The organism is Paenibacillus sp. XP01 (genome assembly GCF_057364885.1).
In genome coordinates this window covers 3,996,709-4,009,703 of sequence record NZ_CP139481.1, presented here as the reverse complement: position 1 = coordinate 4,009,703, position 12,995 = coordinate 3,996,709, and the positions used below count along the sequence as shown (strand labels likewise).

General features: G+C 43.5%; 11 protein-coding genes and 2 pseudogenes. 9 read left to right on the top strand and 4 right to left on the bottom strand.

Going from position 1 to position 12,995, the window contains the following annotated elements; all coding sequences use genetic code 11:
• Positions 1-256: 256 nt before the first annotated feature.
• The 6 genes from SNR34_RS18035 to SNR34_RS18010 all read left to right on the top strand — a co-directional run bounded on the left by SNR34_RS18035 (position 257) and on the right by SNR34_RS18010 (position 6,499).
• Complete coding sequence (locus SNR34_RS18035) at positions 257-1,621, top strand: MFS transporter (protein WP_236412446.1); 1,365 nt, start codon at positions 257-259, stop codon at positions 1,619-1,621.
• A gap of 289 nt (positions 1,622-1,910) precedes the next feature.
• On the top strand, positions 1,911-3,698 hold the full coding sequence (gene uidA / locus SNR34_RS18030; protein ID WP_486179838.1) for a beta-glucuronidase: 1,788 nt from the start codon (positions 1,911-1,913) through the stop codon (positions 3,696-3,698).
• A gap of 58 nt (positions 3,699-3,756) precedes the next feature.
• Positions 3,757-3,951 (top strand): hypothetical protein, encoded by a 195-nt coding sequence (locus SNR34_RS18025; RefSeq protein WP_486182485.1) that lies wholly within the window; start codon positions 3,757-3,759, stop codon positions 3,949-3,951.
• A 500-nt stretch (positions 3,952-4,451) separates the two neighbouring features.
• Positions 4,452-4,934, top strand: coding sequence for a GNAT family N-acetyltransferase (locus SNR34_RS18020; protein ID WP_486179837.1), 483 nt, complete (start codon positions 4,452-4,454; stop codon positions 4,932-4,934).
• Between the two features lie 694 nt (positions 4,935-5,628).
• Positions 5,629-6,039 carry a hypothetical protein gene (locus tag SNR34_RS18015; protein WP_486179836.1) on the top strand — a complete coding sequence of 137 codons (411 nt, stop codon included), beginning with the start codon at positions 5,629-5,631 and terminating at the stop codon, positions 6,037-6,039.
• A gap of 37 nt (positions 6,040-6,076) precedes the next feature.
• Entirely contained in the window at positions 6,077-6,499 is a 423-nt protein-coding gene (locus SNR34_RS18010; RefSeq protein ID WP_339272630.1) for a tetratricopeptide repeat protein, read from the top strand.
• 81 nt (positions 6,500-6,580) lie between these two features.
• On the opposite strand, the gene SNR34_RS18005 is transcribed toward SNR34_RS18010, so the two are convergent.
• Both SNR34_RS18005 and SNR34_RS18000 read right to left on the bottom strand, forming a co-directional pair.
• Entirely contained in the window at positions 6,581-7,423 is an 843-nt protein-coding gene (locus SNR34_RS18005; protein ID WP_486179835.1) for a DUF4367 domain-containing protein, read from the bottom strand.
• 76 nt (positions 7,424-7,499) lie between these two features.
• Entirely contained in the window at positions 7,500-8,096 is a 597-nt protein-coding gene (locus tag SNR34_RS18000; protein ID WP_339272626.1) for an RNA polymerase sigma factor, read from the bottom strand.
• Between the two features lie 224 nt (positions 8,097-8,320).
• Between SNR34_RS18000 and SNR34_RS17995 the strand changes: the two genes are divergently transcribed.
• The 3 genes from SNR34_RS17995 to SNR34_RS17985 all read left to right on the top strand — a co-directional run bounded on the left by SNR34_RS17995 (position 8,321) and on the right by SNR34_RS17985 (position 11,904).
• Entirely contained in the window at positions 8,321-9,103 is a 783-nt protein-coding gene (locus tag SNR34_RS17995; RefSeq protein ID WP_486179834.1) for a TetR/AcrR family transcriptional regulator, read from the top strand.
• Positions 9,104-9,211: 108 nt separating this feature from the next.
• Entirely contained in the window at positions 9,212-9,355 is a 144-nt protein-coding gene (locus tag SNR34_RS17990; protein ID WP_486179833.1) for a hypothetical protein, read from the top strand.
• Positions 9,356-9,972: 617 nt separating this feature from the next.
• Entirely contained in the window at positions 9,973-11,904 is a 1,932-nt protein-coding gene (locus SNR34_RS17985) for a fructose-1,6-bisphosphatase (protein ID WP_486179832.1), read from the top strand.
• Between the two features lie 488 nt (positions 11,905-12,392).
• Here the strand turns inward: SNR34_RS17985 and SNR34_RS17980 are convergent.
• Positions 12,393-12,527 (bottom strand): annotated as a pseudogene (locus tag SNR34_RS17980) (MFS transporter); the annotation flags it as partial.
• Positions 12,528-12,579: 52 nt separating this feature from the next.
• A pseudogene (locus tag SNR34_RS17975) lies at positions 12,580-12,915 on the bottom strand (aldo/keto reductase); the annotation flags it as partial.
• Between the last annotated feature and the right edge of the window lie 80 nt (positions 12,916-12,995).

Genomic DNA, 12,995 nt, shown 5'->3' with positions numbered 1-12,995 from the left:
AACCTCCAGGTTGTAGAGTGAAGAAATTAGATGTGTTAATTCCTTTTTATCTGTGGAATTTACCATAAAGAATATCTAATAGTGATTATACTTTTCTGTGAAATCGATTTCAACAATTGAAATGAGGGAGGAAACAGGGGGCTAACCAATCGTTAAAGCACCATCCTTTTTAATCGTGAAAGCGCCAACAAATCATTAATTCAATTTGCACTTCAAACAAACTGTTACGGCCAACATATATGAAGAGGTGGGTTCTATGCGTCCATTTGGATACAAGGATAAGTTTGGATATTTGTTTGGTGATTTTGGGAATGATTTTTTCTTTGCTCTGGTGGGCTCGTTTTTGATGGTGTATTACACCGATGTCTTTCAAATTAATCCTGCTACGGTAGGGGGATTATTTTTGCTGGCACGTCTGTGGGATGCGATTGCAGACATCACGTGGGGGCGCTTTATCGATACCAGAAAAGCCGGAAAGAACGGGAAATTCAAACCTTGGATCTTTAGAATGTCGATCCCTCTCGTCATTTCTGGCGTTCTAATGTTTGTTCACATACCGGGAATGTCCAATGGATTTTACATCGCGTATGCCTATGTTACTTATATCTTATGGGGCACATTGTATAGCACGGTTAATATCCCATACGGTTCAATGGCTTCAGTCATTACGGCTGACCCTGTAGAACGGACGACACTGTCCACATGGCGATCACTTGGAGCGACATTAGCTCAATTGATTGTCGGTGTTCTGGGTCCACTGCTTATGTTTGTGAATAACGAGGCGAATGCCAATCGCTTTTTAATGGGTGCAGTCATTTTTGGCATTCTGTCGATCGCAAGTTATATGGCTTGTTATAAATTAACCGTAGAACGTGTGGTCATGGATGAAAATCATAAACCGAATATGAATTTGAAAAAAACGCTAAAAGGTCTTCTTAAAAATAAACCGTTAATTGTATTTCTCATTGGCTCACTTATTTTCTTAATTAATTTAATGTTAATTGGAACAGTGAATACGTATTTGTTTAAGGATTACTTTGGAAATGCCCAGTTGTTAAGTGTGTTTAGCCTCGTTCAATCGGCAACGATCCTTATAGGAATGCCGATTGTCAAACCTTTGGTAGCCAAGTTCGGAAAAAAAGAAGTAGCTGCCTCTGGGTTTCTACTATCGACCATCGTTTACTTTATTTTATTTTTGCTTCCAAACCTATCGGCGGTTCAATATATTTGTATTTTATCGCTGGGTTTATTCGGATATGCTCTTTTCAATTTAATAAGTTGGGCTTTTATAACGGACTTGGTTGACTACCATGAACATGTAACCGGTATGAGAGAGGATGCAACCATCTACTCCATCTATTCTTTTGCGCGTAAAGTAGGACAGGCTGTAGCTGGAGGAATAGGCGGTATAGCTGTGGCCGCCGTTGGTTACAATGCTGAGCTTCAATCCCAAGCTGCAAGTACGTTGGACGGGATTCATTTATTAGCGACATTAGTACCATCGATCGGCCTTCTGCTCGTATTTATTTGTATGGCCTTCTTCTATCCGTTAAACAAAAAGCGTACGGCTGAACTTGTAAGCGTTTTAAATAAGAAGAGAAGTGATAAAGACTCGTTGTGATAACCCAACTATATAGATTGAACCGGAAATTTACACGATAACGAAGAGGGCAGAAAGAATCTGGAGAAGCGAAGCGGTCGCTTAAAAGCTTTCTGTAAGAAAGCTGCATCGGAAGCATAGGCTGATCACCGGATGTTCCCCTTGAACAAGGGGATCAAAGAAATCTAGGGATAACAGCGATCGGAAGATGGTTCTGACCGCGTAGTGTCTCTGTGTAAAAATCATTGGTTCAACCTATATAGATTTATGATTTCAACCACTTTAATGAATGAAAAAAAGGAGATTATATATGCTATATCCTACACTTACCGAAACGCGTAGCATTATAGATTTAAACGGGATTTGGAACTTTAAACTGGATGCTGGCATGGGATTTAAAGAGAACTGGCAGAAGGAAACGTTGAAGGATCCAAGCCGTATGGCGGTTCCTGGTTCATTTAACGATATGGCAGTCAGTGCAAACATCCGTGACCATGTTGGCTGGGTTTGGTATGAGCGGGAGATTACTCTGCCCAGTTCGCTTGCCAAAGAACGAGTGGTTTTACGGTTTGGTTCTGCTACTCATTTTGCGAAAGTTTATTTGAATGGAGAATTCGTTGTAGAGCATAAAGGGGGCTTTTTACCCTTTGAGGCTGAAATTAATCGATATTTACAAAAAGGCAAAAATCGATTAACCGTTGCGGTGAACAATATTGTGGATGAGACGACCTTACCCGTTGGTTTTGTAACCGAGAAGCACGTTGCTGGTGTTGGAAAGGTTGTTCGGAATCATCCTAATTTTGACTTCTTCAACTATGCCGGTTTGCATCGTCCTGTAAAAATATATACGACGCCGACCATTTATGTTAAGGATGTGACGATCGTAACTGAACTGGATGGGACAGTTCATTACTCCATTGATGTGATTGGTTCAGCATCTGTTAAAGCAAAGATTGTAGATGAATCGGGCATCGTTATTTCAGAGTCAGAAGGAAAATCAAGCACACTTACGATTCCCAACGTTAAGCTGTGGGAACCTTTAAATGCCTATTTGTACACCCTTCGGATTGAACTGGAAGATGAAGGTGAAACGATCGATGTTTATGAACAGCCATTTGGTGTGAGAACGGTTGAGGTGAGCGGAGGGCAGTTCCTGATCAATAATAAACCGTTCTATTTCAAAGGTTATGGTAAGCACGAAGATACGCCTATTCATGGAAGAGGGTTAGATGAAGCAGCCAATGTTTTGGATTTTAATTTGATGAAATGGACGGGAGCGAACTCATTCCGTACCGCTCACTATCCATATTCAGAAGAAGTGATGAGGCTTGCGGATCGGGAAGGATTTGTTGTCATTGATGAAGTACCCGCGGTGGGAATGCATTTAAACATGATGGTGCTGCATCGTGGCGGAGAACTTAGAAATACGTGGGATGAGCTTAAAACGTTCGAACATCACCAAGAGGTGATCAGGGAACTCATTGAAAGAGACAAAAACCATCCCTCTGTTGTGATGTGGAATATAGCCAATGAGCCTGCCTCAGAGGAAAAGGGTGCTTATGAATATTTTAAACCGCTAATCGAATTAGCCAAAGATTTAGATCCGCAAAAGCGTCCTGTTACGATTGTCACTCAAATTGAATCTTCACCTGAACAGGATCAAGTGGCGGAGTTATTAGATATCCTTACCTTTAACCGCTATTACGGATGGTATGTAAATGGTGGTGATTTGGTATCAGCCAAAGAGATGCTGCGCACTGAATTTAAGGAATGGCTGAAAAGATGTCCAGACAAACCATTTATGATGACCGAATACGGAGCGGACACTGTCGCCGGATTGCATGATGTCGAACCCATTATGTTTACAGAGGAATACCAAGTTGCGTTTTATAAAGCAAACCATGAAGTTTTTGATGAATTTCAACAGTTTGTCGGTGAGCAAGTGTGGAACTTTGCCGATTTTGCAACGAGCCAGGGAATCATTCGTGTACAAGGAAACAAAAAGGGGATCTTCACTCGTGATCGAAAACCTAAAGCCATTGCACATGAACTTAAAAGACGGTGGACGGCCATTCCTGATTTTTATTACAAGAACTAGCTGAAAGGGAGCTCATGAATGTTACCCAAGTTTCCCCAAACAAGCATTTGCGGGCGGAATACGCTCTATAGAAGTCACTTTCTCTACGCCCGGAGCCGATGAAGCCATTGCAGAGTTGGCCCGTCTAAATCATTCAGAAATGATTATTGGAGCAGGCACGGTATTGGATGCGGAAACAGCCAGAATTGCCATCTTAAAAGGAGCTCGTTATATTGTCAGTACTCACTTTGATGGGGTGATCGTTACTATGTGAAACCGAAAGAACTCATTGGAGGATTATTATTCTTAGCTAGTGAACAATCAGCTATATAGGTTGAACTAGACATTTACACGATAACGGAGAGGGCAGAAAGAATCTGGAGAAGCGAAGCGGTCGCTTAAAAGCTTTCTGAAAGAAAGCTGCATCGGAAGCATAAGCTTCACCGGATTTTCCCTTTGAAAAGGGGGATCAAAAAAATCTGGGGATAACAGTGATCGGAAGATGGTTCTGACCACGTAGTGACTCCGTATAACAATCATCGGTTCAACTTATATCGTTTTGTAACTTGCGTAGTATTGCCAATAGATGGTGGTTTCTCCTCGTATGCCGGAGTTTGATTGCTACCCGGTTTATACTCTATCCATGCACCCGACCTTGGGGTTCGCAATTCGAACATAGGTATTGTCTATAAACGTAATAGGAATACCGATATTGATCAATCGTTTGGTTTCTTCTATAGTGGGAATAACCCCTACATGAGGAGGAAATATTGGATGCTTGAAACAGCCCTTACGATCACTTCGATGCAGACGCCCGAAGAAGCTCGGGCCTTTAAAACACTTAACGAAGAATGGATTGCACGCATCTTCGCCATCGAAGAGGCGGATCTGGTCATCCTCGATAACCCGGTAGAGAACATCGTGAACAGAGGAGGGGACGTACTCATCGCACGTGATGGCGATTCGATCGTCGGATGCGTTGCACTCGTGCCGACCGGGAGTGGCGTGTTCGAGCTCTCGAAGATGAGCGTGGCACCCGAGATGAGGGGGCGTGGATACGGACGGAAAATCATTCAAGCGGCCATTCACCGCGCACGCGGGCTTGGCGCTACATCGCTCTTTTTGGGGAGCAGCACCAAGCTGCCGAATGCCGTTTACCTTTACGAATCGGTTGGGTTCAAACATGTTCCTGTCGAGCAGATCGGGCCCATGCCCTATGTAAGAGCCGATGTGTTTATGGAGTTAGAACTACATTGAATACGGGGCAATAAACCTTTTGTGGCAGATCGGTAAGCGTGATAAAATGCGGATTTGCCCATAAAAAAGAACTTTCATGTACTCATGCTCTCACGTTTCCTTGTACATCGGTGGTGTGTCTTCCTGCGGAAGGCCTCACCTTTTTTTGTGCTGTCCTGTGTTTATTTCTTAAATGCTCTAACGGGCTACATCCCCAAAGAACAGAAATGCAAGCTGAGGAAATCGTAAACATTGGTAAAGCACCGTAGAAGTTACTCTGGTTATATCCAGACTTGTTTTCAATTTCTTGTACTGTCATTTTCTCTATCAGCGGTTTTTGGCCATAAATTCCGGTAAATGGAATCAGCTGTTTCTGTTTCTGACATATGTTAATTGGTAAATTTGCAGGATTTTCATAAATCGCAATCTAGGGCAGAATGAACAGAAGGCACCATGATATTATTGTAGATTCTGATGGCCTGATACATCTCAATTGGTTGCCCAGGTCATCCATATCGGAATGCGATTTTTCATCTGCAAGCATGCACGAGTGTCGTTTGTTGAATTGTGATATGAAGGAACTTCTGATTCTCAAATGGCCATACTTTTGCTTGTTGGACCCGGCGGAAGCTCGGGATTTTGTGATCTCAAAACCATTCCAGGGCCTTGGATTCAATATTGATTGCCTTATATAAACCCAAAGGAGAACCGGAACATGTCTGTCATACATGCCTATCTTGCGAAGTCGTCACCTCCATACTCCCATGAGCGTCTCGTCTCTGAGTTAAGCGATTATTTTGATTTTGAAACGAAGAATGGATTGAAAATCGGAGCATCGGCGAATCCGTTCACGAACGAAAAATATATGATTCTTCGTTGGCCAGGTTGGAGTTTTACAGCGCATTTTGAAACTGGTCACATTGTAGCCGCAGATACGGATTACATTGCAAGTATCATCAAAGAATGTCCGCCCGAGGTTAAAGATTGTACCGAACGCATTCGCTTCGTATTCTCGCCAGATGACAAACGAGATTTCACAAATCATATCATTTGGGCGATAGAATATTTGTTGGCGATACAAGGCGCAATCATTTTTGATGAAAATCAAAAAACGATCATTCGTTAGAAAATGATACAAATTGAATAGGACAGGAGAAATAGCGATGCAGCTTTCAGATTCAACCTATGGCGAGATTACAGCTCTAAGTAAACAAGGCGATGATTTGGTGAAGGCAGGCGATTTTGAGGCGGGCAAGCATAAGTATGTTAAGGCCCTGCGATTATTACCGGAAAATCATCAAGAATGGGAGGCCGCTACGTGGTTATACGTGGCAATCGGGGATGTCCATTTCCATATGAAAAATTACGATAAGGCATTTAAATGCTTTTATAACGCTGTACAATGTCCGAAGGGAGTAGGGAATCCCTATATTCATCTCCGGTTAGGGCAGTTGTATTATGAACAGGGGAACCTTGAAAAGGCGGCGGACGAGTTAACACGGGCTTACATGGGTGCGGGTATTGGGATTTTTATGGAGGATGATCCAAAGTATCTGGAGTTTTTAGAGACAAAAATAGAGATTTGATTGAGAGGATAAGAACATAATGAAAAGACCCACCGGGGCTCACCAGCGGGTCTAGTCTTGTGTAGAACGAAGCGGGGATGCTCAATGTTTCGATCCGGGAATGATCGTTTCGGCAATCCGGATCAGCTCTTCCGGAGAGATATTACCTTTGCGGACACTTAGGGTGTAGTGATAAACATAGCTGGTTTCAGGTTCCTCATAGACCCATATTAACTCGGTGGAACCCCCGCGAGAGGTTCTCTGAATGACGTCCTGTCCGTTTATTTTTATTTTTTGGCTGGTGCTGTTCAGTCCGTCTTCATATGAGGCGGTGACAGGGCCGGTATTTTTGGCGTTTAGGATACTTAGTGAAATTTGATTTTTGCCGCTGGCATAGGTTAGGAACGACAGCCAGAAATCATCCGTAAAATTCACCGGCATCAGGGCATAATCTTTGCCGGAAGCTTGGGCTTCGGCCAGCAGTTTCTTTGCAATTTTTGTTTTTTCCTCTTCGGAGAGCGTATTCAGATCCATCCCGTGCTCCATATGTACGCTTGCCTTTTGGAACGTATACGTGCTTGAGCCAGAGAGTTCCTTGGATAGGGGCATGCCGGGTACATGCAGCATTTTCTTTAATTCGGCGAAACTCTTTACGATATGTGAATTGGCTTTGAGATCGAGGACATGGTTCGGATTGTTCGGCACGACGTAGATGATCGCAGCCTCGCCGGGCTTGATGTCATTCACCCAAATTTCGTTCATTCTGGAAATTCGTATTGCTTCGTCCTCGGTGCGATTCGATGCAGGGGCAGTGGAGAACGGCTTTTCTTGAAAAAGAATCTCCCCTTTGTCGTTGGCCAAGGACTGGTATTTTACGGCGGCAAATCCCGTTGATGCAGTCAGCAGCATGCCGGCTAAGAGGAGAAAGCTCACTCTATTTTTCACAAAAAATCGCTCCCTTTTGAAAGGTTTTTCTCCTATGTTGTTCATGATCCGATCTTGAAGGGCGGTTCCTGAAGGTTCAACTCTTTGAAATAGTGGTTTCAGGTCTTGGCCGGGGTCGATGCTCATTTTTTCTTTCCTCCTCTGTACTGACGTAGTATGTTCTGAATTTGGCGGCGGCCCGCTCGTATTTCTTTCGTAAATAGGTCGCGTTTTGATTCAGAATAGGGCTAATTTCGTTATAGCTCTTTTCCTCGACGCAGCGCAGAATCAGCAAGCTTCGTTCCTCGGCGGACAACATGGCCAGCGCACGCAGCACGGACGGATTGTAATATTTGTGATCAATAGCTTGATCGACCTGGTTGTTGTCCCGGTCACTTTTGTACAAAAAGGGCAGAAATCGCGTGATTTTGCGTTTGCGCAGCAAGTCAATGCAATGGTTAAAGGCAATCCGGTACAACCATGCCTCATAGGGTCTGTCTGGATCGTATTTGTGCAAGCTGCGGTATGCCTTCAAGAACACCTCTTGACTGCAATCCTCTGCTTCTCCATAATCTCCGAGCATATGGTAGCAGTAATTGAAGATGAATTTCTCGCAACGCATGACGATCAATGCATACTTGTCTTTCTCCCCTTTCAGAACGTCACTGACAATTTGTTGAATCGGTTCGTCCAAGTTGCTTCCCCTCCTTACAACTTGTATTACGGAACAGCATCAGGCAAATGTGACAAATCGATCGAAAAAACTTGATATGACGTTATTCATCGGTAAATCGGGAGCTGTTACGGGGGAAGAACAATGCATTAAATTGACAACATACTGAAGGAATTTTATTATATTAGCATACTGACGGGTATCTGAATAACACATCTATAGTAGGTGTGTGGAGGTGATTCGATTTGAATGTTCGTGACAAAGTTTTTCAAGCAGCAGAACAATTAGTCAAGACGAAAGCATTCGACCTGATTACATTTGCTGACATAGCCAGAGTGGCCGGCGTACATTGGACTGCTGTCCGCAGACATTTTGGCAGCAAGGAGCAGATGAGGGAATGGTTAAAGGAAAGGCAAGCGGAACTCCATGCCGATCTTACGGACACGAGGTCCCGCGTGCTGGAAGCAGCTGCACATGTCTTTTCTTCAAACGGATATGTAAACTCTTCTTTGGATAAAGTTGCCGAGTATGCCGGGCTAAGCAAGGGGGCGGTTTATTGGCATTTCTCCAGCAAGCAAGATTTGTTTCTTTCGATTTTAAAACAAACTTATGAGCAGCAGCTTCGACTGCTTCCCCACCAAGTGGACCATATACTGTCATCGAACGAACCGATGACTGCCTTGTCGGAATGGTTGGAGTCCCAGTTTAATTGCCTTGAGGCTGGAGAAGAACGATCCAGCCTATTTTTGGAGTTTTTAGTTTCCGGAGAAGCCGAGATCCGCGAAAACTTGCAAAAACTTCACGGACACATGATGGATGAAATAGGGATATTGCTGCAAGAAATGCAACGAAGGGGGTACATGGCAGAAGACGTCGATCCCCGTTCGATCGCCTTGATGCTGGATGCATTGCTAAAAGGCGTTCTCATCGAATGGATGCTCGACCCACGGCCGGATTCATTGCGCGCCCTTATCCATACGATATCAAAAACGTTGTGGCATGGAATTAGAGGGCCTGCCAACCATTAGACATTTGTCCTGAGATTAAACGCGTTATTATGCCATTAACATACTATATAGTACGTTTTTAATGTATATATAAGTATGTGAATATAATGATCGTGAGGAGGAATACGGGTGGTTGTGTTAGCGATCATCGTGATGTTCATGGCGGCTCTTTATTGGTATGGCCAATTCCAATTTACCGAGAAGATGTTCTCGCTTTTGTTCCCGCTGCCAGGGCTGTTTCGGACAGATACAAAGAAATCAAGGTGCCGCTAGTCATTATGGTAGGCGCAGACGATCCTTTCGAAACAAAGGAGCATAGTTTCCGACTGCACAAAGAAATTCCAACCTCCACACTGATCGTACAGGAAAACGTTGCACACATGATTCCCCAAAATCACCCAGAGGTAGTTATGAAAGCGATAGAGTCCCTCCATTTGAAATGAACCGCGATCGTTGCCTGCTGGTCGCTAAATTACCCCTTTTCGCAAGATCGGGTTAACCAGCAATTACTGGTTGGCCTTTTTGTAATTCAGAAAATGTGAATATAATTAACTTTGAAGGATAAACGTATCGTATGAGGAACTGCTGTTGCTATGGCCCCGCAAATCGGCTCGGCAAATCTATTAATGAGGTGAAGAACTGATCAAATTCACATTCAAAACATCTTGATCACCTTTTGCATAGTGATCTCCTGTTGGGGCGGTAGTTCGAACTCCTGACTAGACTGAGCAAAACCGCTGAGCCCGGTACCTTAAAATTTATCTTCTCAACGTGAGTAAGCTAAAATTTTGGGTATATGTTATGATATGAATAATTAAATGTAAGTTTCTATTCATTCGTTAGTAAGTATGGATCATAACCACTTATTTCCTTGAAGGGGGACATCTGTTTTGGATGCGCAGTTTCTAGATTTATTGGCCCAGAAATATGATACGGAAGAAAAAGTCATCACCGAGATCATCAACCTTGAAGCGATCTCCAATCTCCCCAAAGGAACCGAGCATTTTGTCAGTGATTTGCATGGGGAGTTCCAGGCTTTTCAGCATGTACTAAGAAACGGTTCGGGTACGGTCAAAGAGAAAATCAAAGATTTATTCCGAGAGGTTTGGACGGATCAAGAAATCAATGATTTTGCGGCATTGGTGTATTATCCGGAAGAAAAAATACAGCTGGTTAAAGGAGCCCTATGCAGTAAACAAGCCTTGAACCAATGGTATAGACAAACAATTGAACAAATGCTTAAGCTTATTTCTTATGCCTCTTCCAAGTATACGCGCTCGAAATTGCGTAAAGCTCTGCCGGAGCAGTATGTATATATTGTAGAAGAGCTTTTATACAAAACAGATTCGACCAACAATAAGGATCCTTATTATGAGGAAATATACCGGCAAATCATCTCCTTGGGCCAGGCGGACAAGCTCATTATCGGCCTTGCTTATACGACCCAGCACTTAGTGGTTGACCATCTTCATGTGGTCGGAGATATCTATGACCGGGGACCGGACCCCGATAAAATTATGGACACGCTGATCAACTACCATTCTGTAGACATTCAGTGGGGGAACCATGATGTCCTGTGGATCGGCGCCTACGCGGGTTCCCTGGTCTGCCTTGCGAATATTATCCGAATCTGCGCCAGATACGACAATCTGGATATCATCGAAGACGTTTACGGTATCAATCTTCGCCCACTGCTGAACTTGGCGGAGAAATACTATGATGACAATCCGGCCTTCAGACCGAAGCTGCAGGCAGGCCATAACGTAACGGAGCAAGAAATTCTGCAGATCACCAAAATTCATCAAGCCATTGCCATGATCCAGTTCAAGCTTGAAGCTCCGATTATCAAGAGACGCCCATACTTTAATATGGCAGAAAGACTTTTGCTTGAGCAGATTGATTACGACAAAAATGAAATCAAAATCGGCGAAAAAACGTACCCGCTGGAAAACACCTGTTTCGCAACCGTAGACCCGCAGCAGCCTGAACAATTGCTGAAGGAAGAACACGAGGTGATGGAAAAGCTGCTGTTCTCCGTTCAGCATTCCGAAAAGCTGGCCAGACATATGAATTTTCTGATGAAAAAGGGCAGCCTTTATTTAAAATACAACGGGAATCTGTTAATCCACGGCTGTATTCCTTTGGATGAAGAAGGAAACATGGAAGAAATGCAGATTGAAGACAAAAAGTATTCGGGCCGCCAGCTGCTCGATGTTTTTGAATATTACTTGCGCTACTCCTTTGCGCATCCGGAAGAGACGGATGATCTGGCTACGGATATGGTATGGTACATCTGGACAGGGGAGTGTTCCTCGCTCTTCGGAAAAAGAGAAATGACCACCTTTGAACGGTACTTTATCCAGGATAAAGAAACCCATAAGGAGAGAAAGAACCCTTACTACTATTTGCGTGAAAATGAAGAGATCTGCCGGAAAATTCTGCTGGAGTTTGATTTGAATCCGGATCACGGACATATCATTAACGGCCACACGCCAGTTAGAGAAATTCGTGGAGAGAACCCCATTAAAGCGGGCGGGAAAATGATCGTCATTGACGGCGGTTTTTCCAAAGCCTATCAATCCACAACAGGCATCGCCGGATATACCTTGTTGTATAATTCCTTTGGCATGCAGCTCGTCGCCCATCAGAAGTTTAATTCAAAAGAAGACGTGTTATGCAACGGCACGGACGTATTGTCTGTAAAAAGACTGGTGGACAAAGAACTGGAACGGAAGCTTGTGAGGGAAACCAATGTTGGGGAGAAGCTGCAGCAAAAAATTTCGAATTTGAAAAAACTGCTGGAATATCGTTACATGAAGTGAAACGACTATATAGATTGAACCGGAAATTTATACGATAACGAAGAGGGCAGAAAGAATCTGGAGAAGCGAAGCGGTCTAAACGCTTTCTGTAAGAAAGCTGCTTCGGAAGCATAGGCTGATCACCGGATTTTCCCCTTGAAAAGGGGATTAAAGAAATCTGGAGATAACAGCGATCGGAAGATGGTTCTGACCGCGTAGTGTCTCTGTGTAAAAAAACATTGGTTCAACCTATATAGTAAAGAAAAAAAAGAGCTGTCCGATGGTCATAACCCTGTGCGACAACTATTTCATTTCACGTAAGGGTGCAGCAGACCAGATAAAAGCCAGTCAAAAGACATGTTTCAAGTCCTTTTGACTGGCTGAACGTATTGGTGACCAGGTTTAGCTTTGTTCCAGCTTGCTAAAGACGGATTTTCGTTCGGTGAAGAAGTAAAGCAGCGCTGCAGCCGGAAGAATGATGCCCAGAACAGCTGCAGTCTTCCAGCCGCGCTCAAGACATTGCCCACGACTCGTTCACGTTGTTTTTCTGAAGATAAAAAAGTAGCGTAAGGTACAAGAATCTGGGCGACTACCGAGCCAAGGCCGATGAACAGGGAAGAAATCAGGAAAATTCCTGCGTTGGGGGGATGATCTTCCTCCATCCAAATCCGAAGAGCGTTTAGTATAAAACGCAAATTATTTTTTCATGCTTTTTTCCCATGCCCCTCTGACGGATATACCTGTCTCCATAGCAGCTTGTTCTAAATCTTGAATGTCCTTTCTTTCTAATGTGAGATGAACAGCAGCTAATGCATCGTCGATTTGTGCTTCTTTGGTAACTCCTATAATGGGTACAGTTCCCTTTGCAATGGCCCAAGCCATTGCTGTGGTCGCCGGTCCAACGTTATATTTGTCTCCAATCTCGCCCATTACATCCATTAAATATTGAAGTTTTCGCAGAGTTTCTATATTAAAAGCTTCGCCTCTTCTTGTATTGCTTTTAAACGGATGATTGGCATTATATTTGCCTGTGAGTGCTCCTTGTAATTAACATAAGATAATTATTCTTGTATACTCGAAAGTAGTTGTACAGAAACAAACGGTGCTGCATT